At 68.0% G+C, this 25,002-nt stretch carries 32 protein-coding genes; 22 read left to right on the top strand and 10 right to left on the bottom strand.

Annotated features, from left to right (window positions below):
• Position 1: 1 nt before the first annotated feature.
• On the top strand, positions 2-1,639 hold the full coding sequence (locus KR541_RS33455) for an efflux transporter outer membrane subunit (RefSeq protein ID WP_089490377.1): 1,638 nt from the start codon (positions 2-4) through the stop codon (positions 1,637-1,639).
• A gap of 63 nt (positions 1,640-1,702) precedes the next feature.
• Here KR541_RS33455 and KR541_RS33450 read toward each other — a convergent pair whose 3' ends face one another.
• Complete coding sequence (locus KR541_RS33450; protein ID WP_050017807.1) at positions 1,703-2,413, bottom strand: response regulator; 711 nt, start codon at positions 2,411-2,413, stop codon at positions 1,703-1,705.
• A 585-nt stretch (positions 2,414-2,998) separates the two neighbouring features.
• On the opposite strand from KR541_RS33450, the gene KR541_RS33445 reads away from it, so the two are divergent.
• Both KR541_RS33445 and KR541_RS33440 read left to right on the top strand, forming a co-directional pair.
• Positions 2,999-3,331 (top strand): hypothetical protein, encoded by a 333-nt coding sequence (locus tag KR541_RS33445; RefSeq protein ID WP_216090114.1) that lies wholly within the window; start codon positions 2,999-3,001, stop codon positions 3,329-3,331.
• 23 nt (positions 3,332-3,354) lie between these two features.
• Positions 3,355-3,576 carry a hypothetical protein gene (locus KR541_RS33440; RefSeq protein ID WP_050017809.1) on the top strand — a complete coding sequence of 74 codons (222 nt, stop codon included), beginning with the start codon at positions 3,355-3,357 and terminating at the stop codon, positions 3,574-3,576.
• Between the two features lie 22 nt (positions 3,577-3,598).
• Here the strand turns inward: KR541_RS33440 and KR541_RS33435 are convergent, their stop codons facing one another.
• From KR541_RS33435 to KR541_RS33425, 3 genes are all read right to left on the bottom strand, one after another.
• The gene (locus KR541_RS33435; protein ID WP_050017810.1) at positions 3,599-4,165 is read right to left on the bottom strand and encodes a GNAT family N-acetyltransferase; all 567 of its coding nucleotides are present in this window, start codon (positions 4,163-4,165) and stop codon (positions 3,599-3,601) included.
• Between the two features lie 140 nt (positions 4,166-4,305).
• The gene (locus tag KR541_RS33430) at positions 4,306-4,527 is read right to left on the bottom strand and encodes a hypothetical protein (RefSeq protein WP_050017811.1); all 222 of its coding nucleotides are present in this window, start codon (positions 4,525-4,527) and stop codon (positions 4,306-4,308) included.
• A 65-nt stretch (positions 4,528-4,592) separates the two neighbouring features.
• The gene (locus KR541_RS33425) at positions 4,593-4,856 is read right to left on the bottom strand and encodes an HPr family phosphocarrier protein (RefSeq protein ID WP_252996710.1); all 264 of its coding nucleotides are present in this window, start codon (positions 4,854-4,856) and stop codon (positions 4,593-4,595) included.
• Between the two features lie 368 nt (positions 4,857-5,224).
• On the opposite strand from KR541_RS33425, the gene KR541_RS33420 reads away from it, so the two are divergent.
• Positions 5,225-5,578: a zinc ribbon domain-containing protein YjdM gene (locus tag KR541_RS33420; RefSeq protein ID WP_006498247.1), complete on the top strand. Its 354-nt coding sequence runs from the start codon at positions 5,225-5,227 to the stop codon at positions 5,576-5,578.
• Positions 5,579-5,659: 81 nt separating this feature from the next.
• Positions 5,660-6,496 (top strand): spermine/spermidine synthase domain-containing protein, encoded by an 837-nt coding sequence (locus tag KR541_RS33415; protein WP_050017813.1) that lies wholly within the window; start codon positions 5,660-5,662, stop codon positions 6,494-6,496.
• 63 nt (positions 6,497-6,559) lie between these two features.
• Here KR541_RS33415 and KR541_RS33410 read toward each other — a convergent pair whose 3' ends face one another.
• Both KR541_RS33410 and KR541_RS33405 read right to left on the bottom strand, forming a co-directional pair.
• A complete protein-coding gene (locus KR541_RS33410) occupies positions 6,560-6,745 on the bottom strand; it encodes a ribbon-helix-helix protein, CopG family (RefSeq protein WP_006489181.1) in 186 nt (61 codons plus the stop codon).
• A 97-nt stretch (positions 6,746-6,842) separates the two neighbouring features.
• Positions 6,843-7,601 (bottom strand): YoaK family protein, encoded by a 759-nt coding sequence (locus tag KR541_RS33405; protein WP_089490379.1) that lies wholly within the window; start codon positions 7,599-7,601, stop codon positions 6,843-6,845.
• 245 nt (positions 7,602-7,846) lie between these two features.
• On the opposite strand from KR541_RS33405, the gene KR541_RS33400 reads away from it, so the two are divergent.
• The 11 genes from KR541_RS33400 to KR541_RS33350 all read left to right on the top strand — a co-directional run bounded on the left by KR541_RS33400 (position 7,847) and on the right by KR541_RS33350 (position 17,170).
• The gene (locus KR541_RS33400; protein WP_050017815.1) at positions 7,847-8,197 is read left to right on the top strand and encodes a hypothetical protein; all 351 of its coding nucleotides are present in this window, start codon (positions 7,847-7,849) and stop codon (positions 8,195-8,197) included.
• Positions 8,194-8,406, top strand: coding sequence for a twin transmembrane helix small protein (locus KR541_RS33395; RefSeq protein ID WP_006489184.1), 213 nt, complete (start codon positions 8,194-8,196; stop codon positions 8,404-8,406). The genes KR541_RS33400 and KR541_RS33395 overlap by 4 nt, the downstream gene beginning before the upstream one ends.
• 36 nt (positions 8,407-8,442) lie before the next feature.
• The gene (locus KR541_RS36855) at positions 8,443-8,721 is read left to right on the top strand and encodes a hypothetical protein (protein ID WP_235356312.1); all 279 of its coding nucleotides are present in this window, start codon (positions 8,443-8,445) and stop codon (positions 8,719-8,721) included.
• A 179-nt stretch (positions 8,722-8,900) separates the two neighbouring features.
• Complete coding sequence (locus KR541_RS33385) at positions 8,901-9,704, top strand: transporter substrate-binding domain-containing protein (protein WP_050017817.1); 804 nt, start codon at positions 8,901-8,903, stop codon at positions 9,702-9,704.
• 4 nt (positions 9,705-9,708) lie between these two features.
• Positions 9,709-10,443 (top strand): ABC transporter permease, encoded by a 735-nt coding sequence (locus tag KR541_RS33380; protein WP_050017818.1) that lies wholly within the window; start codon positions 9,709-9,711, stop codon positions 10,441-10,443.
• Complete coding sequence (locus KR541_RS33375) at positions 10,440-11,207, top strand: ABC transporter permease (RefSeq protein ID WP_050017819.1); 768 nt, start codon at positions 10,440-10,442, stop codon at positions 11,205-11,207. Before KR541_RS33380 ends, KR541_RS33375 begins: the two co-directional genes overlap by 4 nt.
• A gap of 26 nt (positions 11,208-11,233) precedes the next feature.
• The gene (locus tag KR541_RS33370) at positions 11,234-12,616 is read left to right on the top strand and encodes an NtaA/DmoA family FMN-dependent monooxygenase (RefSeq protein WP_216090113.1); all 1,383 of its coding nucleotides are present in this window, start codon (positions 11,234-11,236) and stop codon (positions 12,614-12,616) included.
• 102 nt (positions 12,617-12,718) lie between these two features.
• On the top strand, positions 12,719-14,287 hold the full coding sequence (locus tag KR541_RS33365) for a sugar ABC transporter ATP-binding protein (RefSeq protein WP_089490380.1): 1,569 nt from the start codon (positions 12,719-12,721) through the stop codon (positions 14,285-14,287).
• A complete protein-coding gene (locus KR541_RS33360) occupies positions 14,284-15,342 on the top strand; it encodes an ABC transporter permease (protein ID WP_050017822.1) in 1,059 nt (352 codons plus the stop codon). The genes KR541_RS33365 and KR541_RS33360 overlap by 4 nt, the downstream gene beginning before the upstream one ends.
• 166 nt (positions 15,343-15,508) lie before the next feature.
• A complete protein-coding gene (locus tag KR541_RS33355; RefSeq protein WP_050017823.1) occupies positions 15,509-16,579 on the top strand; it encodes a substrate-binding domain-containing protein in 1,071 nt (356 codons plus the stop codon).
• 60 nt (positions 16,580-16,639) lie between these two features.
• Complete coding sequence (locus tag KR541_RS33350; RefSeq protein WP_124630969.1) at positions 16,640-17,170, top strand: OsmC family protein; 531 nt, start codon at positions 16,640-16,642, stop codon at positions 17,168-17,170.
• 141 nt (positions 17,171-17,311) lie between these two features.
• Here the strand turns inward: KR541_RS33350 and KR541_RS33345 are convergent, their stop codons facing one another.
• Complete coding sequence (locus tag KR541_RS33345) at positions 17,312-18,232, bottom strand: AraC family transcriptional regulator (RefSeq protein WP_124555846.1); 921 nt, start codon at positions 18,230-18,232, stop codon at positions 17,312-17,314.
• Positions 18,233-18,371: 139 nt separating this feature from the next.
• Between KR541_RS33345 and KR541_RS33340 the strand changes: the two genes are divergently transcribed.
• Positions 18,372-19,337: an SDR family NAD(P)-dependent oxidoreductase gene (locus KR541_RS33340; protein ID WP_176016238.1), complete on the top strand. Its 966-nt coding sequence runs from the start codon at positions 18,372-18,374 to the stop codon at positions 19,335-19,337.
• A gap of 69 nt (positions 19,338-19,406) precedes the next feature.
• Here the strand turns inward: KR541_RS33340 and KR541_RS33335 are convergent, their stop codons facing one another.
• Both KR541_RS33335 and KR541_RS33330 read right to left on the bottom strand, forming a co-directional pair.
• Entirely contained in the window at positions 19,407-20,711 is a 1,305-nt protein-coding gene (locus KR541_RS33335) for a HipA domain-containing protein (protein ID WP_216090112.1), read from the bottom strand.
• Positions 20,701-20,985, bottom strand: a complete 285-nt coding sequence (locus tag KR541_RS33330) for a helix-turn-helix domain-containing protein (protein ID WP_050017827.1) — start codon at positions 20,983-20,985, stop codon at positions 20,701-20,703. The genes KR541_RS33335 and KR541_RS33330 overlap by 11 nt, the downstream gene beginning before the upstream one ends.
• 500 nt (positions 20,986-21,485) lie before the next feature.
• Here KR541_RS33330 and KR541_RS33325 point away from each other — a divergent pair, with 500 nt between their 5' ends.
• From KR541_RS33325 to KR541_RS36850, 4 genes are all read left to right on the top strand, one after another.
• Positions 21,486-22,196 carry an MgtC/SapB family protein gene (locus KR541_RS33325; protein ID WP_050017828.1) on the top strand — a complete coding sequence of 237 codons (711 nt, stop codon included), beginning with the start codon at positions 21,486-21,488 and terminating at the stop codon, positions 22,194-22,196.
• A gap of 71 nt (positions 22,197-22,267) precedes the next feature.
• Positions 22,268-22,693: a CBS domain-containing protein gene (locus tag KR541_RS33320; protein WP_050017829.1), complete on the top strand. Its 426-nt coding sequence runs from the start codon at positions 22,268-22,270 to the stop codon at positions 22,691-22,693.
• A gap of 26 nt (positions 22,694-22,719) precedes the next feature.
• Positions 22,720-22,989 (top strand): DUF2934 domain-containing protein, encoded by a 270-nt coding sequence (locus KR541_RS33315; RefSeq protein WP_050017847.1) that lies wholly within the window; start codon positions 22,720-22,722, stop codon positions 22,987-22,989.
• A 35-nt stretch (positions 22,990-23,024) separates the two neighbouring features.
• Positions 23,025-23,186: a zinc ribbon-containing protein gene (locus KR541_RS36850; protein ID WP_080334398.1), complete on the top strand. Its 162-nt coding sequence runs from the start codon at positions 23,025-23,027 to the stop codon at positions 23,184-23,186.
• An 85-nt stretch (positions 23,187-23,271) separates the two neighbouring features.
• Here the strand turns inward: KR541_RS36850 and KR541_RS33310 are convergent, their stop codons facing one another.
• Positions 23,272-23,418: a hypothetical protein gene (locus KR541_RS33310; protein WP_162838132.1), complete on the bottom strand. Its 147-nt coding sequence runs from the start codon at positions 23,416-23,418 to the stop codon at positions 23,272-23,274.
• 638 nt (positions 23,419-24,056) lie between these two features.
• Here KR541_RS33310 and KR541_RS33305 point away from each other — a divergent pair.
• A complete protein-coding gene (locus KR541_RS33305; RefSeq protein WP_050017830.1) occupies positions 24,057-24,983 on the top strand; it encodes a TauD/TfdA dioxygenase family protein in 927 nt (308 codons plus the stop codon).
• Positions 24,984-25,002: the final 19 nt, after the last annotated feature.

The following is a 25,002-nucleotide window of genomic DNA, read 5'->3' as shown; positions in this document are numbered from 1 at the left end:
CATGCGCATGCATCGGAACAATCGTCGCCGCCACCTGATTCGCCCCATCGTGTGCCGCGCGGTGACGCTATTCGCGGGATGCGCGATCGTCGCGGGCTGCACCGTCGGACCCGACTACCAGCCGCCGCAAGCGGACGTCCCGGACACCTGGCATGCGATGCGGGCGGACGGGCAGGCGGCCGCCCCCGCGTCCGGCGTCGCCGCACGGTCGTCGCCGACGGTCGACGCCGATCCCGATCCGCGCTGGTGGCGCGCGTTTGGCGATCCACTGCTCGACCAGCTCGTCGAGCGCGCGGCGCACGACAACCTCGACGTGCAGGCCGCCGTGCTGCGCATCGTGCAGGCGCGCGCGCAGGTGCGGGCCGCTGCCGCACAGGGCTTGCCGGACGTGCGCGCGAACGCGAGCTACCAGCGCGAGCAGCTCGGCCTGAAAGGCATCGTCGAGGAGCAGGGTATCGACCAGCGCGTCGATCGTCTCGGCGCGCCGGGCTCGCCGCTCGACCGGTTCGGGCCGGGCACCGGCGAGAGCATGCAGCAAGGCGCGCGCGGCGCGCTCGATGCGCTCGAATCGCCGGTCAACCTGTGGCAGGCCGGGTTCGACGCATCGTGGGAGCTGGACCTGTTCGGGCGCGTGCGCCGCTCGGTCGAAGCGGCCGGCGCGCAGACGCGCGCGGCGGTCGCGGGCCGCGACGATGCGCTGCTGTCGCTCGAGGCCGAAGTCGCGCAGACCTATCTGCAACTGCGGGGCGCGCAAGCGCAACGCGCGCTGGCCGACGACCTGCAACGCGCGCAGCGCGAACTGGTCGACCTGACGCGCGAGCAGGCCGCGCACGGTCTCGCGAGCGATCTCGACGTGCGCAGCGCCGAGGCCCGGCTCGCGCAGATCCGCGCGCAACTGCCGCAGTTCGACCAGCAGATCGTGCTGCTGCGCAACGGTCTCGCGTATCTGGCCGGCGGCGCGCCGGGCGCGCTCGACGACTGGCTCGACGCGCCGCGCGCGTTGCCGGACGTGCCGCCGACCGTGCCGGTCGGCCTGCCGTCGACACTCGCGCGCCGACGCCCCGACATCCGTCGCGCGGAGGCCGAGCTGCACGCGGCCACCGCCGACGTCGGCGTCGCGGTCGCGCAGTTCTATCCGGACATCTCGTTGACCGGGCAGGTCGGCCTGCGCGCATCGCACGTGCGCGAACTCGCGCACTGGTCGCACCTGTTCTATGCGTTCGGGCCGGCCGTATCGCTGCCGATCTTCTCCGGCGGGCAGCTCGTGTCGAACCTGCGGCTGTCGCAGGCGCGCCAGGCCGAAGCGGCGCTCGCTTACCGGCAAGCCGTGCTCGTCGCGCTGCGCGACGTCGACAATGCGCTGGCCGTGTACCGCACCGACCAGGCGCGCGCGGCCGCGCTCGACGACGCGGTGCGGGCCGAACAGGGCGCGCTGGACCTCGCGCGCGATCGATACCGGAAGGGCTTGTCGCCGTTCCTCGACGTACTGGACGCCGAGCGGCAATGGTCGGAGGGCCGGCAGCAGGCCGAGCAGGGCGCGTTGCAGACGACGACCGATCTCGTCGCGCTGTACAAGGCGCTCGGCGGTGGATGGCAGGCTGGACCGGATACGGATACCGGTACGGCACGGGCGCAGTAGCCCCGAGCGCGCGCCGAGCATCGCGGGCCGCGCGCTACGCAGCTCGTCCGCTCACGCGCGGCCTCAATCCCACGCGTGCTTGCTGAACTGATAGCCCTTCGAGCGGATGGTCTTGATCCGTTTCGGTTCGTTCGCATCGTCGCGCAGCTTGCGGCGCAGCTTCGAGATGCGGCCGTCGATCGAGCGATCGAGGCCGTCGAACGCGATGCCGCGCAGCAGCAGCGTCAGGTCTTCCCGGCTGACCACCTCGCCGGCGCGGCACGCGAGCGCCCACAGCAGGTCGAATTCGGTCGACGTCAGGCGCGGCATGCTGCCGTCAGGAAGATGCACGCGGCGGTCGGTCCGGTCGATGGAGAACTTGCCGAACACGTATCGCTGCGGCGAATCCGGCACGGGGTCGCCCGTCGGCGCGCGCGTACGCCGCAACTGCGCCTTGATCCGCGCGAGCAGCAGGCGCGGCTCGACCGGCTTGCGGAGAAAGTCGTCCGCGCCGAGTTCCAGGCCGAGCAATTCGTCGAACGGTTCGTCGCGGCCCGTCACCATGATCACGATGCCGTCGTAGTGCATGCGCGCCTCGCGGCAGATCTCGAAGCCGTCCTTGCCCGGCAGATTGACGTCGAGCAGCACGAGGTCGGGGTGGCTCGCGACGATCGCCGGCACCGCGCCGGCGCCGTCGAACAGCGTATCCACCAGGTAATGATGCTTGCGCAGGTAATCGGCGATCAGCGCGGACAGCGGGACGTCGTCTTCGACGAGCAGGATTCGGATGGGCATCGCTAAACGAAGGGGCAAACGGGAAGGTGGCGAGCGGTCAGGCCCAGTCCGAGCGCGTCGTAGCCGAAGCGACGTGGATGATACTGCGCAACATTCCAATGGAATGTGGTGAATTCTGAATCGTTCGGTGAGCTTAGCTATGGGGGAATCGCCGCTGCCGGGTGAAACGCAGGGGGTGGGCGGGGCAGGGCCGCGCGCGGCCGAAACGGGTCGATGCGAGATCCGGCGCGGCGCTCGCGACGATGCGCGAGCAGGCATCCTTCAGACGAAAACGTTTGCGCCGATGCGCTGTCGCGAACGTCGTTCGCACTGGCCGAACCCAGGCCAGGCAAGGTTAGTCGACATATCATTACAAAATATTACCGACGTCCCGGCATCCTGCTCCCTACAATTCCCGAACCTGACTGACGCGCCTCGCATCGTGCGATCGCCGCTGGTTCCCGAGCGCGTCGACGGCCGGTTTCGACGGCACGTCGCGTCATGCTGCTCGGGTGCGGAACCGGCTGCGCGTGGGTCGAATCGACGCCGCGCCGGCTCCCGACGGGCCCGCAAGCGGACAGTACGAATCATTCACGGGGAAACGAAATGACGCCGTTGCAAGTCGTCCAGCGTCTCGATGCACTCACGCACGCGATCGAAGCCGCGGTGGCGCGTGCCGACTGGAACGAGGCCGTCCGGGCCGCCGAGATGCGTTCGGCGTTTATCGTTGCGCTTGCACCCAATCAACCGGCCGCGGTCGTGTCGGCGCTGATGAAGGTGCAGGAGATGGACGTCAGGATTTCCACGGTCGCGCGCGACACGCTGGAGGCGCTCATCGCGGAGGGCTGGCAAGCGTTGCACGAAACCCGCTTGGCAACGAACGCACTGAGGGCGCAGCAGCGGTTGCCCAATCCGGGCGCGGCGGCTACGCGACACTAAGACTCGCTTCCTTCGGTGGTGGAATGAAATTCAAGAAACGCACCGGTCACGTCGATGCAACGCGGTGGTTCGCGGACGGCGACCATGAACGGGTGGAGCGCCGTCACGGCGGGTGGGCGGTCGCGACGCCGGAAGGCTGGCGTTCGGTGAAGCCGGGCGACTGGATCCTGCGCGACGAATGCGGTAACTGCTGGCCGATGGACGACGGCCTCTTCATGCATTGCTACGAACCGGTCGCCGACTGACTCGCCCGCCGGTTCGCCAAACCTATCGACGCTTGCGCGAAAACATCAGCGACTCCGCGTCGTTGAAGCGGATGCGCTGCGGCGCGCCGTAACCGGCTTTCTCCGCGACCCGGATCGACGCGACGTTGGTCGGCGCGATCAGGCACACGCTGCGCTCGAATCGCTGCTGCGCGTCGAGCCATGCGAGCGCGGCCGCGAGCGCCTCGGTCGCATAGCCGTTGCCTTGCGCCCACGTCGCCAGCGCCCAGCCGGCCTCCGGCACGCCGCGAATCGACGGCTCGATGTTGCGGTGGAAATCCGCGAAGCCGAGATCGCCGACATACCGGCCCGACGCCTTTTCCCGAATCGCCCAGTACCCATAGCCGAGCAGCGGCCACAGCCCGCGATACGCGAGCATGCGCATCCACGAGTCGCGCGGCGTGGAAGGCGTGCCGTTGAAGATGTGCGCGACGACGCCGGGCTCCGCCCACATCGCGGCGAGCGCGTCGAAGTCGCCGAGCGGGTGGCCTTCGAGGATCAGGCGTGGCGTGTCGAGAACGGGCGGGGACGAGACGGGTGGCACGGCGCTGATTGTCATCGGGCGTTCCATGAGGAAAGGACGGCGACGCAGGGCGCCGCGCTTGGGTCCCGTACGATACCGCGTAAACGGCGATGCGGACGCAATTCCCCGCCCGCATCGGGGTAGGCATGCGCATCGCGCGGATGGCCGGGGTTCGGCGGTGGCAGGGGTTACTTGCGGCTTTTCAGAAAGGAGCGCCCTTCGGCCGTGATCGACGCGCCGGAGCGCCCGTGCGCGGGATGGCTGACGAACCCGGCGTTGACGAGCTCCCGCGCGATCGACCAGCCGAGCGCCGGCGCGTCGCGGCCGTAGCGAACATCGGCGAGGCGTTCGAGCGCCCAGATCGCGGAGGCCGACAGGTTGGGGGTGTTGGGCGTGAGAGTCTCGTTCATCGCTTCCTCGTGAAATGGCGTTTCGGGATGGACGGCGCGTGGCCGCGGGATCGGCGGCGCACGCGTCAGCGTGCTTGCAGCAACGGCAGCAGCGCGTGCAGCGCCGCTTCCTCGTCGGGGCCGGTGGCGAGCACCTGCGCCGACGTGCCGCCGTGAACCTGCAGCGACGCGATCGCGCCGCTGTCTTTTGCGTTGCTGCGGTGCCCGTTCGCGATCAGCTGGATGTCGCTGTCGAAACGGCGTGCCGCGTCGACCGCCGCGTCGCGCGCGGCGCGGCCGCGATTGCGGTTCCATGCGGGGCCGATTTCAACGTACACAACGGTTGCCACGATGCTGGAAAGCCTCCGGACAGGTGGGCGGGGCGGTGCACGACATGCACGGTGCACGGTTGCGCACGTGTTGCGGACATCGGGCGGCCGGCATGTCACGATTTCCCGCAGGGTCGCGGGGCGCCGGCCGGGCGGATTGCGCGCGCCATTCGGCGCGAACGTGCCGACATCCGCTGCGAAGGCGCATTCAAGTTCGCGGATTGTCGGAAGTGGACGATTATAATGCATCCGCCAGATCATGTGAATTGCATTATAATGCCGTGTGCGCCGATGCCGGCCCGCCGCACTGCCGGCGGAGCGAGTCGCCGCGCCTCCGGGCGCGCAACGTGCTCGCCCGGCATCGTCGATCGACCCGAACCCCTCCCCGAATGGAAGCCGCAATGAACGCCCCTGCCTGCCCGCAATGCGCGATGGAAAACACTTACCCGGACGGCGCGCTGACCGTGTGCGCGGACTGCGGCCATGAATGGTCGGCCGACGCCGGCGCCGAGGCCGGCGACGAACCGGCGGGCGACGTCGTCAAGGACGCGAACGGCAACGTGCTGTCGGACGGCGATTCGGTCGTGCTGATCAAGGACTTGCGCGTGAAGGGTTCGTCGATCACGCTGAAGATGGGCACCAAGGTCAAGAGCATCCGGCTCGTCGGCGGCGATCACGAGGTCGACTGCAAGACCGACATGGGCGGCTTCATGCTGAAGGCGTGCTACCTGAAGAAGGTCTGAGCGCACGGTCCAGGCGACCGTTGCATCCGCGTTTTCATTCGCTGCTTTTTCAGCCGCTGCTTGTCAGCCGATTACCCGCACATGGCCGAGGATCGAACTTCCTACGACGCGTTCGTCAGGTTCCTGGCGACGCCGCTGAACGATGGCCGGCCGTTCGTGCTGGAGACGCAGCACGCGGTCTCGCTGCACTTCGATCATCTCGGCACCCAGAGCTTCATGTCGCTGCGCGATCCGGTGCGGCTCGCGCTCGGCTATACGCGCGTGATGATGGGCTTTCTGCTGTTGCAGGCCGAGCCCGCGCACATCTGCATGCTCGGGCTCGGCGGCGGGTCGCTCGCGAAGTACTGCTACCGCCACCTGCCCGGCACGTCGATCGACGCGGTCGAGATCAATCCGGACGTGATCGCGCTGCGCGACGTGTTCAGGATTCCTGCCGACGACGCGCGCTTTCGCGTGGTATGCGCCGACGGCGCCGATCATCTGGAGCGGGCGGATGTGCGCACGGATGTGATCCTGCACGATGCATTCGTCGCCGACGGTATGCGCGGCCGCTGTACGGGCGGCACATTTCTCGATGCGTGCCGCGCGCGCTTGAGCGAAGCCGGCGTGCTCGCGATCAACTTCATGGACGACGATCCGGCATTGCCGCAGCACCTCGAGCAGTTGCGATCGGTATTCGGCTCGTCGTATGCGCTGGTGCCGTGCGGCGACGACAACAACTTCGTTGCATTCGCATGGAAGGACGGCAGCCGGCTGCCGTCGCTGCGTATCCTGCTGGAGCGGGCGCTTGCGTGCCCGCAGGCGGGCGAACTGAAGCTGGCCGCCACCGCGAGGCGCATGAAGCACGGCGAGGGCATCGATCCGCGGCGGCTGGTGTGGCGTGCGCAATCGCACGAACGTTGGGAGATCGGCGCGTGATGGTGACGGGGGTGGCGGCGGCCGTGGCTACCGCGCCGACGCCGCGCGCCTTTGCGGCCGCGCTTACTTCACGCGCTTGCCGATCGCGCTGCGAGTCTTGTACGTGACGCCGTGCCGGTCGAGATATTCGCGGATCAACTGCCGCACGACTTGCGACGGCGTAAGATCCTGCTCCGCGCAGAGCATCTCGAAGGCTTCCTTCTTCGCGGGATCGATCAGGACGGTCAGGCGGGCGGTTTTCGTTTCCATGACGGGGCGAGAGTGATCAGTATGTTAATCAAATTATAATCGATGCGCTTTCGGCTCGAGCTCCGGAAGCGCCGCAAGTGCCGCCCGTGGCACACGATCAGCGCTTGGCGCGCAGCAGCGCGAACAGGTCGTCGAGCACCGGCACGATCGCGAGCGTGACGAGTACCGCGGCGAGCGGCACGGTCGATACGTAGCCCACGTGCTTGAAGCCGATGGCGCCGGCCAGGCCGCCGACGAAGAACGACGCGAGCATCGTCGCGTGTATCCTCAGTTTCGAACGGTTGGCGATCACCGCATGCGCGTCGACGTCGATGGCCGACCGATTCCAGTAGAACAGCTTGCCGAGCTCGATGCCGAGATCGGTCACGATGCCGGTGATGTGCGTCGTGCGGATTTCCGCGCCGGACAGCTTCGTGATCGTCGCGTTCTGCAGCCCCATGATGAAGCACAGCAGCGTCACGGTCACCGGCACGAAGAACGTTTCCCACAGCGCGAGATGGCTGCCGAGCAGTCCGAACAGCAACAGCAGCGCGGCCTCGACCAGCAGCGGCAGCATGAACTGGCTGTGCAGCCCGCGGCGGCGCCCCCAGTTGACGAGGATCGCCGAGCAACTGGCGCCGATCAGGAACGACCCCAGCGAACTGATGCCGGCGAGCGCGAGCCGCACGTCGCCGAGCGCCGTCTGGTCGGCGATCGCCGATACGATGCCGCTCATGTGCGACGTGTATTGCTTGACCGCGAGAAAGCCGCCGGCATTGGCCGCGCCGGCGACGAACGCGAGCGAAAACCCGAGCTGGCGGTTCGCGGTCGCGCTGCGGTGTTTTCCCGTCAGGGTTCGAAAGTACTGCGCTGGCATAAGGGCTTCGCTCGATCGTCGCGGATTCGCGGGTACAGGCGGAAAACCGGTGCGGATGGCGTGACGGGCACGCTGCTTGCACCGGATCCTGGGGCTGTCGAATCATGTGATGAACATGATAATGTCATTATCATACTCTGTTGGCAGGATGGTGCTTTCAGTACAATGATGCAACGCGCGGCGGCTGGCGGTTTCGACGCCGCGCGGCGCTCGCTCACTCGCGATTCCCTTCTGCTCACCGCTTCATGACCCCGATCAAGTTCATCCTTCGCTACACGGCGATCCCGTTCACGGCCATCGTCGCCGTGGTGATCTGGACCGTCATACCTTCGTCGAAAGAGATCGATGCGAGACAATATGCGGCGCTGTCGCGCGGGTACGCAAGTTTCCCGCTGCCGTTTCGGCGCGAGATCTCGGACACGATGGAACACGGCACGATCAACGACCGGCGCTACCAGGCGCTCGTGCGCGATTCGCTCGGCAACGGCGTCGCGCTGGACTGGCCGGCATCGGGTGTCGGCGGCGTCGCCGACGAGCGGCAAAAACTGGCCGAACTGATTCAGGCCGATTCGGATCTTCAAAGGCAACGGCAATGAAAACCCTGCTGGTTTCTGTGGCATTCGCGATGATCATCGCGAGCCTGATCTTCGCGCTGTACTTTATGAATCACGATCGCGGCAAATCCAAGCGGATGGCGTGGTCGCTCGCCGCGCGCGTCGGGTTGTCGGTCACGCTGTTTCTGTCGCTGCTGATCGCGTACAAGCTCGGCTGGATCGAACCGACCGGGTTGCCGATCGGGCGGTGACGCGCGGTTGTCGCGCGGGCGGCGGCGCGCGTCGCCGTGAATACCGACCGCGTCGAGTCCTTCGCCGATGATCCAGCCGACCGGATAGCGCGGGTCGAACGAACCGTACGGGTCCCGCGCGATCCGTTGCAGCCGTGTACGGCGGGCGCGCCGCCGCTGCACGGGCTCGGCCAGCCGGACCGGGAAGACCTGCTGCTCAACGGCTTGCTGCCCGAGTTGCGGCGGCGCGATCTGCTCGATATCGACCATATGGGCGGCGATTTCCGCGCGAATCTGGAACTGCCGGCGTTGCGGCGCGAGGCCGTGGCGGCGTGAACGACGGATGAACCGCGTACCGTGCCGGACGTCGGACGGTACGCGGTTGCGCGCATATCGCGCGATCAGATATCCATCGAAAAAATAACCATTTGGTACACGCTTCGGCGCGCATTACAGTCACGCCTCCTGCCGGCTGCAACGCCGGTCGTTCCGACGTTATTCCAGAAATGCGCCACATGAATCGTTTGATGCGTTCCGGGGGCCGCCGTGTCGCGGCCGCGCTGTTCGTGCTCGGCCTTGCGCCGGTTTCCCATGCGGCCCAGCCGACGGTGCGCGTCGGCATCGACGCCGAGTCGTACCCGCCGTTCTTTTCGAAGGATGCCTCCGGCAAGTGGAAGGGCTGGGAAATCGACGTGCTCGAGGCCGCGTGCGGCAAGCTGAACGTGCGCTGCGAGCTTACCGACATTGCGTGGGACGGCCTGATTCCGGCGTTGCAGAACCGCAAGATCGACGTGATCTGGTCGTCAATGACGATCACCGGTGAGCGGCAGAAAGCCATCGATTTCAGCCGCGCGTATTACGAATCGCCGACCGTGTTCGTCGGTGCGAAAAGCGACCGGCGCCGCGTCGACTGTGCGGTGCCCGCCACCTTCAAGGGCCGCGTGATCGGCGTCGAGGCCGGCACGAACTTCTCGGCGTTCCTCGATGCCCGCTTCAAGCAGGATGCGCAGATCAAGGCGTTCGACAAGTTCGACAATGCGCTCGCGGATCTGGTGTCCGGTCGCGTCGACTACGTGCAGGAAGGCAAGGGGCTGTTCACGGCGTTCCTCGCGTCGCGCGACGGCAAGGACTTCGAGGTCAAGGCCACGTGCGCGGACAATCCGGTGTTGGGGCTCGGCATCGGCGCGGGTGTGCGGCATGGCGATGCGCTGCGCGGCAAGCTGTCGACCGCGATCGCGCAACTGCAGCAGGACGGCACGTGGGATGCGATCACCGCCCGCTATCCGAACCTGAAAGGCACGATCGAGAAGGGTCGCTGAGCGCATGGCCGGCGACGATTCGCTGCTCGCGTTGCTCGCATTCGGCGACGGCGGTTATGGCCGCGTGTTCGCGGGCGCGTTCGCGCTGACATTCGGCGTCGCGGCGGCATCGTTCTGCACCGGCGTGCTGCTCGGCATCGCCGGCGCGCTCGGCAAGCTGTCGCGATACGCGGCGCTCGTGTGGCTGGCGCGCCTCTACACGACGCTCGTGCGCGCGCTGCCCGAGCTGTTGTGCCTGCTGCTCGCGTTCTACGCGGTCGCACCGGCCATCGAGAACGCGCTGCGCGGCAGCGGCATCGTGTCCGGCGACTTCGCGTTCGATCCGTTCGTCGTCGCCGCGCTGTCGCTCGGTTTCATCCAGGGTGCGTATCTCACCGACATCTTCCGCGCGGCGCTCGTCAACGTGCCGGTCGGTGAGATCGAAGCCGCGCACGCGTACGGGATGACGCCCTGGCAGACGTTCGCGCGCATCCGGCTCCCGGCCGCCGCGCGGCTCGCGCTGCCGGGCGTCGGCAACGTGTGGCTGAACGCGACCAAGGACGCGTCGTTCATCAGCGTGCTCGGTTCGTTCACGGATCTGCTGAAGGCGAGCCAGCTCGCGGCCGGTGCGACGCGGCACTACGTCTTCTTCTATCTGGTCACGGCCGCGCTGTTCCTGCTGCTGAGCATCACGTCGACCGGCATTTTCGCGGCGCTCGAGCGGCATGCGAACCGCGGCACGAGGCGCGCGACGACATGATCTTCTCGCTGCCTTTTCTGCTCGACACGGTGATGCCGAAGCTGCTCGCCGCGGTGCCGACCACGCTCGCGCTGACACTTGTGTCGGGCGCGGCCAGCGTGCTGCTGGGCGTGCCGCTCGCGCTCGCCGCCGGTGCACGCCATCCGCCGCTGCGCTGGTCCGCGCGCGGCTGGCTCATGCTGATCCGCGGCACGCCGCTGCTCGTTCAGCTCTATCTGCTGTACTACGGATTCGGGCAGATCGTTCCGCGCGAATGGATGCGCGACAGCTGGGCGTCGCCGCTGCTGCGCGACGCGTTCTGGTACGCGATCGTCGCGTTGAGCGTGAACGAGAGCGCGTACGTCGCGACGATCCTGCGCGGCGCGATCGCCGGCGTGCCGGCCGGCGAGATCGAGGCCGGCCATGCCTACGGGATGACGCGCATGCAGGTGCTGCGCCGCATCGTCGGGCCGCGTGCATGGCGGCTTGCGCTGCCTGCGCTCACCGGCGAGGCAATCCTGCTGCTGAAATCGACCGTCCTCGCGTCGACCGTGACCGTGTTCGACGTGATGGGCACGGCCAATACGCTGCGCTTCGAGACGTTGCGCGTGTACGAACCGCTGGCTGGCGCGGCGATCGTCTATGTCGTGCTGGTCGCGCTGCTGACCATTCCCGCCGCCCGTCTCGAGAAGCGCATCAATCGCTACCTGACGCGCACGCCCGACGACCGCGTGTCCGCACCGCGCGGCCGCGCGTCGTCGGGCGCGTGGGCGGCACCCAACTGATTTCTTGCCTGGTACCGATTTCGACGATGTCCGATCCTCGCCCCTTGCTGTTTTCCCTGTACGAACAAGCCAGCGTCGGCTGCGGCGGCGCGCCGAGCCTGTGGACCCATCCCGCCGACGAGCGGCTGCGCGCGAATACGCTCCCGTTCTGGTCGAACCTCGCGCGCACGGCCGAGCAGGCCGATCTCGACATGCTGTTCTTCGCGGACGTGCTCGGCCTGTACGACGTCTATGGCGGGTCGGCCGACGCCGCGGTGCAGTGGGCGGTCGAGGCGCCCGCGAACGATCCGATGATGCTGATTCCGGCGCTCGTCGCGCAGACCGAGCGGCTCGCGTTCGGCGTGACGGCGAGCACGACGTACGAGCATCCGTTCGCGCTCGCGCGCCGCTTCAGCACGCTCGATCATCTGAGCAACGGCCGGATCGGCTGGAACATCGTGACGTCCTACCTGACGAGCGCGGCGCGCAACTTCGGGCTCGACCGGATGATCGGTCATGACGAACGCTATGCGCGCGCGGAGGAATTTCTCGACGTCGTCTACAAACTGTGGGAAGGAAGCTGGGCGGACGACGCGGTCGTCGCCGACAAGCACGCGCCGCGCTATGCGCGTGGCGACCGCGTGCGGCCAATCGCGCATGAAGGCAGGCATTACCGCGTGCAGGGGCCGCACGTCTGTGCGCCGTCGCCGCAGCGCTCGCCCGTCCTGATCCAGGCCGGCTGGTCGGGGCGCGGGCGCGAGTTCGCGGCGAAGCACGCGGAAGTGGTGTTCGTCGCGAAGTCGAATCCGCACGAGATTCGCGCGGGCCTCGACGAGATTCGCCGGCGCGCGGCCGAGCGCGGCCGCGCGGCGGACGACGTGAAGTCGCTGACGGTGCTGCGGATCGTGACCGCGCGCTCGTCGGGCGACGCGAAGGAGAAATATCACACGCTGCAGCAGCACTATCACCAGCACGCGCAGCTCGTCAGCTATGCAGGCGACACCGGCATCGACATCGACCGCTATGCGGACGACGAACCGCTGACGACGCAGACGGAAGGGCTGACGTCCTACGTGGTGCGGCCGGATGGCAGCGGCAAGCCGCTCACCGCCGGCGACGTGCGGCGCAAGTTCGTGAGCGTCACGCGCGGCACCGATCTGATCCTCGTCGGCTCCCCCGACGAAGTCGCGGACCAGCTCGCCGAGCATGCGCGGCAGTCGACGACGAGCGGCTACATGCTCAATCCGCTGATCAGCCCGGGCACGCTCGACGATTTCGCCGAACTGATCGTGCCGGAACTGAAAAAGCGCGGCCTGTACCGGACGTCGCCGGCGGGCGGCACCTTCCGTTCCCGGCTGAGCGGGCGCGACCGCCTGCCGGACACGGCCCATGGGGCGTCGTTCCGGTTTCCCGTGCCTGAAGCGGGCTGACCAGCCGATCGATACCGGGCGATCCTCAGCGGAGTTGCATGACATGACCGATGACGTACTGTTCCTGCTGCAACCGCATCGTGCCGACCGGAACCGTCCGGCATGAATCGCGCGACGAACGAAACCGTGGACGCGACGTGGCGCGAAGATCGCCCCCGTCGATCGGCGTTGCCGCCCGTCCTGAGCGCCACGGGCATCGCGAAGCGTTTCGACGCGACCGTCGCACTGTCGGCGCTCGACCTGTCGATCGGCGCCGGCGAAGTCGTCGCGTTGATGGGCGCGAACGGCGCGGGCAAGTCGACCTTCGTCAAGATTCTGAGCGGTGCGCTGCACGCGGACGGCGGCATGCTGACGCTGCGCGGTGAACCATATCGGCCGGCGTCGCCGCACGCGGCCAAGCGGCTCGGCGTCGCGACCGTGCACCAGTCGGTGGCCGATGCAGTCGTGCCGACGCTGTCGATCGCGGACAACCTGCTGCTCGACCGGCTGTGCGATCCGGCGTCGCCGTGGCGCGTGCCGCCGGCAGCTCGCCGCGACGCGGCACGATCGCTCGCCGCGCGGGTCGGGCTCGACGTCGACCTGGCGGCGCCGCTCGCCGCGCTGTCGCTGGCCGACCAGCAACGTGTGACGCTGGCGCGTGCGCTGGCCGGGCAACCGTCGTTGCTGATTCTCGACGAGCCGACCGCGAGCCTGTCCGCGGCGGAGGCCGAGCGGCTGTTCGTGCTGGTGGACGCGTTGCGCCGCGATGGCGTCGCCATCCTGCTGGTATCGCATCGGCTCGGCGATTTGCGCCGCATCGCCGATCGCGCGGCGATCGTCCGCGACGGCCGGATCGTCGCCGATCTGGCCGCGCCGATCGATTTCGACGCCGCGGTGGAAACGATGATCGGGCGGCCCTTGCCGCGTGCGCGTGCAGCAGCGCCGGAGCGTGCCGGGCGGGTCGAATCCGCAGGCGTGGTCGGCTCAGGCTTCAGCGCGCGGCAGATCCGGCTGACGCCGACCGGCACGCCGTTCGACCTCGACGTCCGGCGCGGCGAGATCGTCGCGATCGCGGGCCCCGTCGGCGGCGGCAAATCGCGCTTCGCGCGGACGATCTTCGGCGCGGTGCGGGCGGCGGCCGGCGAGATGACGCTCGACGGCCGGCCGTGGCGGCCACGTTCGCCGGCGGACGCGATTCGCGCCGGCGTATTCCTGGCCGGCGAGGACCGCTGGCGCACGTCGCTGTTCCCCGACAGCGTCCCGTTCGCATCGATCGCGGGCACGATCGGCTTTCCGTTCCTGTCGCGCTGGTTCGCGAGCGGCGCGGTGCGCCGAGCGCGCGAACGCACGGCCGCCGCGGCGGCGATCGCGCGGTTCGGCATTCGCTGCGAGGGGCCCGACGATCGCGTCGCGCACCTGTCCGGCGGCAACCAGCAGAAGGTCGTGCTCGCGCGCTGGCACGCCGAACCGGCGCGGCTGTTGCTGCTCGACGAGCCGTTCCAGGGCATCGATGCGGGCGCGCGCGCCGATATCGTCGATACGCTGCGGCGTCATGCGCATGAGCGCGCGACGATCGTGTTCGTCAGCGATCTCGAGGAAGCCGCCGAGATCGCCGATCGTATCGTGCGGTTCGATCGCGCGACGCTCGATTGCCAGCCTCCGACTTCTTCCATCGTGCGTGCCTGCTCATGAAACCCGTGACTTCTTCCGCTGACCGTCATGCCGCATCCGTCCAACGTTCGTCGCGCCCCTGGCCGCTCCGTCTCCGCGATGCGCTCGAACGGACCGGCATCCTGCTCGTGCTGGCGATCCTCGTGGTCGTATTCGCGCGCAAGGAGCCCGCGTTCCTGAACCTCGACAATCTGTTCAGCATCCTGCAGGCGGTGTCGATCGTCGCGTTGCTCGGCATCGGCGTGACGGTCACGCTCGCGGCCGGCGGTTTCGACCTGTCGGTCGGCAGCATGGCCGCGACCGCGCAGATGGCCGCGAGCTACGTGCTGGTCGTCTGGCACGGCAGCGCGTGGGCTGCCGCGCTCGCCTGCGTCGCGCTTGGCGTGGCCGCCGGCTTGTTCAACGGCTTGCTGATTACGCGGCTGCGCGTGCCCGACCAGCTCGCGACGCTGGGCACGCTGTTCCTGCTGGCCGGCCTGCAGTTGATTCCGACCGGCGGCCGTTCGCTCGCGACCGGCTCCGTGCTGCCGGACGGCACCGACGCCACCGGCGTGTTCCCCAACGCGTTCCTCGCGCTCGGCCGCCTGCGCGTGTTCGACGTCGTACCGTTGCCGGTGCTGCTGCTAGCGGCCGTGACGGTGCTGGCCTGCATCACGATGGAAGCGACGCGCTGGGGCCGCGTGATCTACGCGATCGGCGGCAACGAAACGGCCGCGCGGCTGGCCGGTGCGCCGGCCGCGCGCTACCGTGTCGCCGCGTACGTCGTGTCGGGCGCGATCGCGTCGCTGGGCGGCGTGCTGATCGCCGCGCGAGTTGGCCGCGGCGACGTGAGCGCGGGCCACTCGCTGCTGCTCGACGCGGTGGCGGCCGCGCTGATCGGTTACGCGGTGTGGGGCGCGAAGCGGCCCAACGTGTTCGGCACGGTCGTCGGCGCGGTGTTCGTCGGCGTGTTGCTCAACGGGCTGACGATGCTGAACGCTCCCTACTATATGCAGGACTTCATCAAGGGCGTGCTCCTCGTGCTCGCCCTCGCGTTTACGTTCGGCATCGGTCGCCGTACGGATGCCCGGGCGTGACGGTGAGGGCGCCAAGACTCGGTTCCTGCGTCCAAGGGTTCGAAGAATCTTCAAGCTGGACCGTTTGTTATCCAAAGTAATATCGATTGCCGAATCGGTCGGTTTGAGTTCGCGTGCCGTGCTGATAGATTGAGCCGATATCGTCCTGTACGGAGACAGACACGCCATGCGCTCGTTGCTTCGCCGAAAGTCGCGCCTCGAACCGAAACTCGGAGCACTCGTATTGGGCGCCGCACTCGCGCTCGGTATGCCCGCGGCACACGCCGGCCCGCTCAAGGGCGCGCCCGCACCGTTCGACAAGGGCGGCGTGAAGATCGCGCTCGTCAACTACCTGTCGACCGGCGATTTCTTCCAGGCCTACGAAGCCGGCGCGCAGAAGCAGGCACGCGCGCTCGGCGTCGATCTGCGCATCTACGAAGGGCGGCAGGACGCGGCCGAACAGCGCGAGCAGATTCAGCAGGCAATCAACATCGGCGTGTCCGCGATCATCGTCAATCACGGCTTGCCGGAATCGTTGAAGGACGTCGTTCAGCGTGCGCTCGACAAAGGCATCAAGGTCGTCGCGTTCGACGTCGATCTCGCCAATCCGAAGGTGCCGCAGATCGAGCAGAACGATCGCGACCTCGCGAACCTGCTGCTCGATCAGGCGGTGAAGGACAACGGCGACGCGTTCTCGGCAGGGTATGTGTACGTGGCCGGATTCGCGCCGCTCGACCGGCGCGATGCCGCGTGGCGCGATTTCAAGCGCGCGCACCCGCAGGTTCGGGAAAAGGCGCGCTGGGGCACCGTCGACAATCCGATCGCGCAGTCGGTCGCGAACCAGGCGGCGGCCGTGTATCGCGCGAATCCGGACATTCGCGTCGTGTTCGCGCCGTACGACGAATTCGCGCGCGGCGCGAAGCTCGCGGCCGACGAGGCCCGGCTGTCGTCGAAGCTGCGCATCTACAGCGCGGACGTGTCGACGGCCGACATCGAGGCCATTCGCGCGCCGAACAGCGCATGGGTCGCGACGGCCGCGACCAATCCGGCGGTCGTCGGCGCGGTGTCGGTGCGGGCCGCGGCGCTGCTGGTCGCCGGGCAAAACCCGGGCGCGCGCATCGCGGTCAAGCCGACGCTGATCACGCGCGACGATCTCGTGAAGAACGACATTCATACCGTGGCCGAACTCGGCGCGAAGTTCCCGGCGTTCCGCGCGAGCGACGCGGCGACGGCCGCGTGGATTCCGGCGATCGACTGATCGCTTCGGCGCGCAGCGAACCGATCCGTCGCGTGCGTGCCGCCTGCCCATGACTTGACCATGACGACCCTGAACGACTATCTCGCGCAAAAGCGCGATGCGTGGCACGCGAAGCAGCAGGCCGCTCGCAACGATCCCGATTTCAAGGCGACGCCGCTGAAGGCGACCGTGCGCGCGCTCGGCCGCAGCGGCGTGCGCGAGATCCGGATTCGCGATTTCCAGGTGATCAGCGACAGCCCGCCCGATTTCGCGGGCTACAACCTCGGGCCTGCATCGCCGGAGTTGCAGCTTGGCGTGCTCGGCAGTTGCCTCACGCACATCACGTTGATCCAGGCCGCGGAGCGGGGCTTGAAGATCGACGCGATCGAAGTCGAAGTCACCGGCGACCAGCATCCGCTCGCGCAGCAGCCCGGGTTCGAACAGGTGCCGGTATTCCCGCACAACATCCGCTATACGCTGGACATCGTGTCGCCGGAGCCGCCGGAGGCGATCCGTGCATTGCATCAGGCGGTCGAGGAGGTGTGCCCGATCTTCAACCTGCTGAGGCTGCCGCAGCACATCGACGGGGAATTGCGGCATACCGGCGCGTGATGCGTGACGCATTGCTGCACGGCCAAGTTTGGAAATGAAATAGACGTATTGTGATAAGAATACTTATCCTGATGGTCGTAATGCGAATGCATGACGTTGACGAATTTGCGCCGCCACGCGCCCGACGAGGGCGGTCACACGCTAGTTGCGCGGTTCCTTCGTCACGTCATGACGATAGGCGCGCGGCGAGCAGCCCACGATGCGTTTGAACGCATGGCCGAACGCGCTATCCGAGTCGTAGCCGAGCCGCTGCGCAATCGCCGAGATCGATGCGTTCGATCTGCGCAGTTCGCGCATCGCCAGCTGGATCCGCCAGCGCAGCACGTATTCGAGCGGCCCGAACCCGAGCCGCCGCTTGAAATGCAGCGCGAACGTCGAACGCGACACGTGGCAGCAGGCCGCCAGCGCGTCGACGGTCCAGCGCCGCTCGGGCGCGGCGTGAATCGCGGCCAGCGCCGCGCTGACGCGCGCATCCGCGAACCCGGCCAGCCACCCGACATCGCCGTTCGCGCCGGCGTCCACATAGCGCCGCAGGATCTGCACCAGCATCATGTGGCCGAGATGCCGGACCATCAGCGACCCGCCCGGCGACGCCGCGCCGAATTCCCGTGCGAGCTGCTGCAGCGACCAGCGCAGCACCGCCGCCGGTTCGGAATCGCCGCTGACGACGACCACGGGCGGCAGGCTGCCGAGCAGCAGCGGCATGCCTTCCTCGTACGCGAAGCGGCCGCCGATCAGAAAGCAGTCGGCCGGTTCGCCGTAGTGCGCGATACCGCGTTCGAGATGCCGGTACACGTCGGCGGCCGGCACCGGCGCGACCGACGGATCACTCGCCAGCGAAAATGCCCGCGGCGCGGCGAGCAGGAAGCAGTCCCCCGTGCGCAGCCGGACAGGCGGCCCCGCACCGTCCACGGTCAGCCAGCAACTGCCTTCGACCACCGCGTTGAACTTGATCCCGTCGGGCGGCGGAAGGTCGACCGCCCACGGGCCGCCGGCCCGCAGGCCGGTGAAAAACGAGTCGCGCGTTTCCAGCAGCGACAGCACTTCCGATAGCGGGTCCACGCGCAATCCCCGGACGATCTCGACGAAAAACCGGATTCTATTGCATTCACAGTCCGGATGCGCGGCTGGAGAATGATCTCGTGCGGTGACGCGGCCGACGGGCGGCCGCGCGCATCGAGCATCATTCCAGGAGCTTTCGATGACGAGCAGGCAGCATCCCCTTCATTCCGGATTCGACGCGGGATCGACGGCGACCGACGTACTGGCCGGCCTCGACTTGCACGGCAAGACCGCCATCGTCACGGGCGGCCATTCGGGTCTCGGCCTCGAAACCACGCGGGCACTGGCGCAGGCCGGTGCGCACGTTGTCGTCGGCGCACGGAGCGCCGCGGCCGCGCGCGAAGCGACGCGCGGCATCGCCGGCGTGGAGATCGCGACGCTCGATCTCGCGGACCCCGCGAGCGTGGCCGCATTCGCCGCGCGGTTCGTCGACGCGCGTCGCGACGTGCATGTCGTCATCAACAGCGCGGGCATCATGGCGTGCCCGGAAACTCGCTTGGGCGACGGCCGGGAAGCGCAGATGGCCGTCAATCACCTCGGTCACTACGCGCTCGTCAACCGGCTGTGGCCGGCGCTCGCGCACGGCGACGGCGCGCGCGTGGTTGCGGTGTCGTCGCTCGGGCACCGGCTGTCGCCGATCCGCTGGGACGATATCGATTTCGCGCGCGGTTACGACAAATGGCTCGCGTACGGGCAGTCGAAAACCGCCAACGCGTTGTTCGCGGTACAGCTCGACGTGCTCGGTGCGCCGTTCGGGGTTCGCGCGTATTCGCTGCATCCGGGCAAGATCGCGACGCCGCTGCAGCGTCATCTGACGCGCGCGGAAATGATGGCGCAGGGCTGGGTCGACGAGCACGGCGCGCCGATCGATCCGACCTTCAAAACGCCTGCGCAGGGCGCGGCAACGCAGGTATGGGCGGCGACGTCGCCGCGCATTGCCGATCTCGGCGGCGTCTATTGCGAGGATTGCGACGTCGCGATGGTGACGCGCGGCAACGAGGAATCGGGCGTGCGGCCGCATGCGATCGATCCGGAGGACGCGGCGCGGCTGTGGGCGTGGTCCGCCGCGGCGACGGGCGTCGATGCCTTTGCCGTGCGCCGTTGACGCCCACGCATTCGCCGGCCCGGGCGCCGCGCGGGTATCGGCGGCGATTCGATACTCGCGCGTGGCAGTCTATCCGCGCGTCTTTCGCAGCGCGCGCCCCATTTCCGCGATCGGCATCGCGACGATCGAATTCAGCAACCGCATTTCCCCGGCGTCCGGATGCGCGATCTTTCGCACTTCATCGAGCGTCTGCTCGACGTGACGATCGAGCGGTTCGAGAAAGCGCTGCAGTTCGCTGGCGGCCGCTTTCTCCCTGAGCCCGAGCGCCTGGCCGAACGCGACGAGTGCATCCACGCCGATATCGGCGAACCGCGTCGCATTCCCGAGCGGCATCGTCAGCTCGCAGTGCGGCCAGTGATCGCCGCGATGGTCGGGCCGGTGCGTCGGCGTGTGATACACGACCGTGCTGACGATGTCGTAGAACGGCGCGAGCCAGTAGCCGCGCGCGTCGACGAAGAACGACAGGTTCTTCAGGTGCGCGTCGGCATTGCCGACCACCACGTTGAACACGGTCCAGCGGAACACCGACAGACGCGTGAGCGCGCGCGTGCTGGTGCGGTCGATCGCGCGGGCCAGTTCCTGTGCATTCGCCCGCTGGTACTTGAAACCGCGGTCGTAGTTGAGCAGTTGCATCGCGTCGATCGTATGCAGGCGCCCGGCCGGTTCGGACGCGACGTCGCGGTCGAACCGGTCGATCACGTAGCACGCGGACGGCGCGCGCAGGAAATGCACGTCGGGCACGTCGAGCCCCATCTTTTTCGCGAGCCGCATGCAGAAGAACTCGTTGATCGCCGAATGCGGATAGCCGGCCGCGCGCATGTCGGGTTTGAGCAGGTGCATCGACGGTTCGCTGCCGACCGGCTCGAACAGCGCGTAGTCGGGCGCGTTGCCGCGCAGCACCAGCAGCAGCTTCTGCTGCGCGCCGGCCGCCGACATGCGCTTGGGCGCGGTGGCCGTCAGCGCGCGCTCGGGCATCGCCTGGATCCGGCGCTCGAGCTCGTCGAGCGGCAGCGGCTGCAGGCCGCCGGGCGTTTCCTGCTCGCCGTCGGCCAGCAGCGTCAGCGCGCCGGCCGATTCGCGGCCGAAGTACGCGAGCAGGCCCCACGCGTCGGCGGCATCGACCTTCGCCTCGCGCGCGAGCGACGTGCGCATGCCTTCCTCGGGCAGCAGGTTGTCGAAGAACCACTGGACCGGGCGATCGGTCGACGTGTCGGTGAACACGTCTGCGCGCAGCGCAAACGCCGGCGACAGCGGATACGCGGCCGGCGACGCGAGCCACTGCGGGGCGTACGCGAACGACCAGATCCCCTTGTCGTCGGTCAGCGTGCCCATGCGCACGCCGTTCGCGGACGCGATCAGCGTTCTAGCCGCCATAGCTGCTCCTGCGGCGTTGCGCGGCCTTCAGCGCGGTGGCTTCGGAGATCTCGATCGACGACTCCGCGTACAGCCGCACGCCGAGCTCGCTCAGCAGCAGCATGACCTTGCCGATTTGCGCGGTCGGTTTGCCGGCTTCCACCTGGCTGATGAATTTCGGCGACAGCCCGGTCGCGTTCGCGAGTTCGTCCCGCGTGAATCCCTGCTGGATTCGCGCCGCGCGAATGAAGTGGGCGAGCGCGCCGATCGTGTCGACGGATTGGGACTCCGACATGACGTTCTCCGTGCTTCGTATCTGATCGGGAACAGTATTGCATAACTCGCGGGGTTGGGCAGCAGTTCGTATTCGTACGGGAACGAACGAATGATCCCGACGGCTTGGATGCCATTTCGTTCCCAATCGGGAACGAAATATCGAGAAAATGGGCGTAGGAACAGTATTCGTATCCGATCGGATGCGAAGAGAAGGGACGTGGGCGCCTTCGCATGCGCGTCCGACCGGCCACGCCGGATCGTGCGCGCGGCGGATGGCTGCAGGGGCCGCCGGCTTGCCGCCGTCCCGTGCGCGGAGTGGCGACGCGCGATCGTTCCGCGAAGAACGTCCGGACACCGTAGCCGCGGTGGCAAGGTGTGCGCAGCACGCGCCTTTCTACAATTTCCTCCGACGTACTACACGCGCCGCCCCCTCGGGAAAGCAGGCCCGATCCTTGCGCCTCGCTGGCGTCGTCGGCGGCGTTCGCGCCCCGACGCACGACGATTTGCATGGGAGGGCGCATGGAACCGATGCCGGTCGTACTGCAGTGGCACGACGTTCTGGTCAGGATCGCGCTGGCGCTCGTCGCGGGTGGGTTGATCGGCGTCGATCGCAGCGAATCCGGCAAGACGGCCGGCCTGCGCACGACGATCCTCGTCTGCCTCGCCGCGTGCCTGTCGATGCTGCAGGTCAATGCGCTGCTGCTGCAGGCGGGCAAACCGGAGGGCGCGTTCTCGGTGCTCGACCTGATGCGGCTGCCGCTCGGCATCCTGACCGGGATGGGCTTCATCGGCGGCGGCGCGATTCTTCATCGCGACGGCCTGGTGTCCGGCGTCACCACGGCCGCGACGTTGTGGTTCGTGACGGTCATCGGGCTGTGCATCGGCGGCGGCCAGTTGTCGCTCGGTGCGGTCGGGCTCGTCCTCGCGCTGCTGGTCGTGTGGCCGCTGCGGTTCGTCGAGCAGCGCTTGCGGCGCGTCAGGACCGCGCTCATCACGGTCGAGTATCCGGTGGGCTCGGCTGCGCGCGAACAACTGGCCGCGAAGCTGCGCGACGCGGGATTCACGTGCCGGACAAAAAGCTTTTGCGAAACGGCCGCACGCGCGGTGCGAGAGGAGGAATTATTCGTGCAGTGGCGCGAAGCGACCGGCGCCGACGTGATGCTGAAGCAACTGATGCGGATCGTCGAGTCGGCCGGCCTGACGTCGGTCCGTTGCTCGACGGAGAACTGACGCGCGCGGCCGCCGGAACGCGCGATGCTCGTGCAGCAGGCCGCCGTGGGCGGTTTATCAAGGAGCGAAACATGACACGTGTATCGGAAGTGATGACACGCGACGCCGCGACCGTCGGTCCGACGCAGAGCCTGCGCGAGGCGGCCAAACTGATGAGCGACCTCAACGTCGGTGCGCTGCCCGTCTGCGACGGCACGCGGCTGATCGGCATGCTGACGGACCGGGACATCGTCGTGCGCGCGGTGTCGATGGGCGTGCCGCCGAACGAGTCGATCGAGGGCGTCGTCAGCGGGCCCGCGAACTGGTGTTACGAGGACGACGACATTTCGGCGGTGCAAAAGAAGATGGAAGACGCGCAGATTCGCCGCGTGCCGGTGGTCGACCGGCAGAAGCGGCTGGTCGGCATCGTCGCGCTGGGCGATCTGGCGACCGCCGCGGACGGCGCGATGTCGTCGACGCTCGGCGCGGTATCGGCGCCGTCGCGCCCGGATCGGTGATCGCCATCGCAGACACGGAGAACGACATGAACGAAGACAGGGAAACGCAGATCCGCGAGCGTGCGTACCGGCTGTGGCAGGCGGACGGCGCGCCCGACGGCCGGGCCGACGAATACTGGCAGCGGGCCGAGCAGCAACTCGATGCCGAGGGCGGCAGCGCGGACGGGAGCGGCGAGCAGGCGGTGGACTGGCCGGTCGATCAGTCCGCGAAGCGCCGCATTCCGGGCGAGCCGCTGCAGGACGTCGATGCGGTGCCGACCGGCGAGGTCGCGCACGAAAGGCGACGCACGCGGTGAAGCGCGGGTAATCGCAAGCCGGAAGGAGAACGAGGATGACGGCGCACGCAGGAGAGAAAGCGGAAAAAACCGGTGACTTCCGATACGAGAAATGCCACCGGTCGACGCACGTGCAGGCGGGACACCCGATCCCGAAGTGCCCGCACTGCGGTAACGGCACGTACGGCGAGCGTACGCGCGAGCCGGGCAACAAGTAGGCAGGACGCGCGGCCGGCGCACGTCGCATCGCACGATGCCTCGTGCGCGAGGGAGCAGCCACGCACACTGCGGCGACGCGATCGGCTAACCGTCCTCGCCCACTTCGGTCGGGTCCGGCAAGTCGGGTAGATCGTCGTGGCGCCCGTCGTCGGGCTCCGGCGGTGGAATGTCCGGCGTGTCGGTCATATCGTCGTCGTTCGGTGTCGCGTTTGTTGCGTGCGTCGCGCTCATGATCGTCGTCCCCGGTGTAGAAAGGGCGCCGGCGCGCAGCCGGCATGGTGTTTCCGAGCATCGCGCGTGCCGCGTTGCGTTTTCGCATCGACGCTGCCACGCGCGTTGGGGAGGCTGCGCCGGATGACGCGCCACGTGTAATTTCTTTGGCGGATTCATTCGCTTGGGGTGCGACCGGGCAGTCCGACGACGACATGTCGCTTGCTGGAAGCGTTGTGGGCCGCCGTGCCACCCATCGCGGCGCGGTGCGGCGCAACGTATTCAGCATCCGCACGGGGAGAAATTCATGACCCGTGACAGTGAACGACAGGACAGCGCGTCGCCCGACGCGGCACGCGAGGCCGCCGACGTACCGAACCGGCGCAACCCGACACCCGGCGGCGAATCGACCGCGCGCCCCGGCATGGGGCGTCGGGCGGTGCGGGGCAGCCATAGTTGGCTGCGCGGCGCGGGGTGCCGCGGCAGGATGCGGGCGGAACCTCCATTGCCACCAGTCGGACGATTCCACGCCCGATCGTCGACGTATGCGCGAGCAGCGATCTTTATCACCGCAGCAGATAAACGTATCCGAATCGCTTCGTTGACGCACGCCGGCACGGCCTCGTAGATTCGCGTTTTGACCGAATCAGGGCCGCGCCGTGACGACTCCCACCCTCCGCGACGCCGCACCGCTTTCCGCCGGGCATCCCGCCCTGCGGCCGGACGGCGCGGCGCAGCATTTCGACATCGTGCCGTTCGACGCGCCGCTCGGCGCCGAGGTGATCGGCGTCGACCTGTCGCAACCGCTCGACGCCGACGATTTCGCGCGCATCCATCGCGCGCACCTCGATCACCACGTATTGGTGTTTCGCGACCAGCGCATCACGCCGGACGAGCACATCGCGTTCAGCCGCCGCTTCGGCCCGCTGCAGATCCACGTGCTGCACCAGTTCGCGCTGGCCGGCCATCCGGAAGTGCTGATCGTGTCGAACATCGTCGAGAACGGCAAGCCGGTCGGGCTCGGCGATGCCGGCCATTTCTGGCATTCCGACCTGTCGTACAAGGAAAAGCCGAGCCTCGGCTCGCTGCTGCACGCGCAGGAACTGCCGGCGGAAGGCGGCGACACGCTGTTCGCGAACATGCATCTCGCGTGGGACACGCTGCCGGCCCATCTGCGCCGCGCGGTCGAGGGGCGGCGCGCCGAGCATACGTATCTCGCGCGCTACGCGGAATTGCAGGCGCGCAGCCCGTGGCGGCCGAACCTGTCGCCCGAACAGATCGCGCAGGTCGCGGCGGTCGTGCATCCGGTCGTGCGCACGCATCCGGAAACCGGCCGCAAGGCGCTGTTCGTCAGCGAGCATTTCACGACGCGCATCGTCGGGCTGCCCGACGACGAAAGCCGCGCGCTGCTCGACGAACTGTTCGCGCACAGCGTGCGCGCCGAGCACCTGTATCGGCACGCGTGGCGCGACCACGATCTGGTGTTCTGGGACAACCGTTCGCTGATGCATCTCGCCGCCGGCACGCCCGACCACCTGCGCCGCAAGCTGTACCGCACGACGATCGAAGGCGACGCGCCTTTCTGAGCCGCGCGCCGCGTCATTC

Source organism: Burkholderia sola (assembly GCF_905400185.1).
GTDB lineage: Bacteria > Pseudomonadota > Gammaproteobacteria > Burkholderiales > Burkholderiaceae > Burkholderia > Burkholderia sola.
The sequence above is the reverse complement of the archived record's forward strand: the minus strand, read 5'-3'. Positions and strand labels throughout refer to the sequence as shown.

What these genes read in the sequence shown, in the direction of transcription:
- KR541_RS33455 (WP_089490377.1), top strand. Translation starts at nt 2, where the DNA reads ATGCGCATGCATCGGAACAATCGTCGCCGCCACCTGATTCGCCCCATC.
- KR541_RS33450 (WP_050017807.1), bottom strand. Translation starts at nt 2,413, where the DNA reads ATGCCCATCCGAATCCTGCTCGTCGAAGACGACGTCCCGCTGTCCGCG.
- KR541_RS33445 (WP_216090114.1), top strand. Translation starts at nt 2,999, where the DNA reads ATGACGCCGTTGCAAGTCGTCCAGCGTCTCGATGCACTCACGCACGCG.
- KR541_RS33440 (WP_050017809.1), top strand. Translation starts at nt 3,355, where the DNA reads ATGAAATTCAAGAAACGCACCGGTCACGTCGATGCAACGCGGTGGTTC.
- KR541_RS33435 (WP_050017810.1), bottom strand. Translation starts at nt 4,165, where the DNA reads ATGGAACGCCCGATGACAATCAGCGCCGTGCCACCCGTCTCGTCCCCG.
- KR541_RS33430 (WP_050017811.1), bottom strand. Translation starts at nt 4,527, where the DNA reads ATGAACGAGACTCTCACGCCCAACACCCCCAACCTGTCGGCCTCCGCG.
- KR541_RS33420 (WP_006498247.1), top strand. Translation starts at nt 5,225, where the DNA reads ATGGAAGCCGCAATGAACGCCCCTGCCTGCCCGCAATGCGCGATGGAA.
- KR541_RS33415 (WP_050017813.1), top strand. Translation starts at nt 5,660, where the DNA reads ATGGCCGAGGATCGAACTTCCTACGACGCGTTCGTCAGGTTCCTGGCG.
- KR541_RS33410 (WP_006489181.1), bottom strand. Translation starts at nt 6,745, where the DNA reads ATGGAAACGAAAACCGCCCGCCTGACCGTCCTGATCGATCCCGCGAAG.
- KR541_RS33405 (WP_089490379.1), bottom strand. Translation starts at nt 7,601, where the DNA reads ATGCCAGCGCAGTACTTTCGAACCCTGACGGGAAAACACCGCAGCGCG.
- KR541_RS33400 (WP_050017815.1), top strand. Translation starts at nt 7,847, where the DNA reads ATGACCCCGATCAAGTTCATCCTTCGCTACACGGCGATCCCGTTCACG.
- KR541_RS33395 (WP_006489184.1), top strand. Translation starts at nt 8,194, where the DNA reads ATGAAAACCCTGCTGGTTTCTGTGGCATTCGCGATGATCATCGCGAGC.
- KR541_RS33385 (WP_050017817.1), top strand. Translation starts at nt 8,901, where the DNA reads ATGAATCGTTTGATGCGTTCCGGGGGCCGCCGTGTCGCGGCCGCGCTG.
- KR541_RS33380 (WP_050017818.1), top strand. Translation starts at nt 9,709, where the DNA reads ATGGCCGGCGACGATTCGCTGCTCGCGTTGCTCGCATTCGGCGACGGC.
- KR541_RS33375 (WP_050017819.1), top strand. Translation starts at nt 10,440, where the DNA reads ATGATCTTCTCGCTGCCTTTTCTGCTCGACACGGTGATGCCGAAGCTG.
- KR541_RS33370 (WP_216090113.1), top strand. Translation starts at nt 11,234, where the DNA reads ATGTCCGATCCTCGCCCCTTGCTGTTTTCCCTGTACGAACAAGCCAGC.
- KR541_RS33365 (WP_089490380.1), top strand. Translation starts at nt 12,719, where the DNA reads ATGAATCGCGCGACGAACGAAACCGTGGACGCGACGTGGCGCGAAGAT.
- KR541_RS33360 (WP_050017822.1), top strand. Translation starts at nt 14,284, where the DNA reads ATGAAACCCGTGACTTCTTCCGCTGACCGTCATGCCGCATCCGTCCAA.
- KR541_RS33355 (WP_050017823.1), top strand. Translation starts at nt 15,509, where the DNA reads ATGCGCTCGTTGCTTCGCCGAAAGTCGCGCCTCGAACCGAAACTCGGA.
- KR541_RS33350 (WP_124630969.1), top strand. Translation starts at nt 16,640, where the DNA reads ATGACGACCCTGAACGACTATCTCGCGCAAAAGCGCGATGCGTGGCAC.
- KR541_RS33340 (WP_176016238.1), top strand. Translation starts at nt 18,372, where the DNA reads ATGACGAGCAGGCAGCATCCCCTTCATTCCGGATTCGACGCGGGATCG.
- KR541_RS33335 (WP_216090112.1), bottom strand. Translation starts at nt 20,711, where the DNA reads ATGGCGGCTAGAACGCTGATCGCGTCCGCGAACGGCGTGCGCATGGGC.
- KR541_RS33330 (WP_050017827.1), bottom strand. Translation starts at nt 20,985, where the DNA reads ATGTCGGAGTCCCAATCCGTCGACACGATCGGCGCGCTCGCCCACTTC.
- KR541_RS33325 (WP_050017828.1), top strand. Translation starts at nt 21,486, where the DNA reads ATGGAACCGATGCCGGTCGTACTGCAGTGGCACGACGTTCTGGTCAGG.
- KR541_RS33320 (WP_050017829.1), top strand. Translation starts at nt 22,268, where the DNA reads ATGACACGTGTATCGGAAGTGATGACACGCGACGCCGCGACCGTCGGT.
- KR541_RS33315 (WP_050017847.1), top strand. Translation starts at nt 22,720, where the DNA reads ATGAACGAAGACAGGGAAACGCAGATCCGCGAGCGTGCGTACCGGCTG.
- KR541_RS36850 (WP_080334398.1), top strand. Translation starts at nt 23,025, where the DNA reads ATGACGGCGCACGCAGGAGAGAAAGCGGAAAAAACCGGTGACTTCCGA.
- KR541_RS33310 (WP_162838132.1), bottom strand. Translation starts at nt 23,418, where the DNA reads ATGAGCGCGACGCACGCAACAAACGCGACACCGAACGACGACGATATG.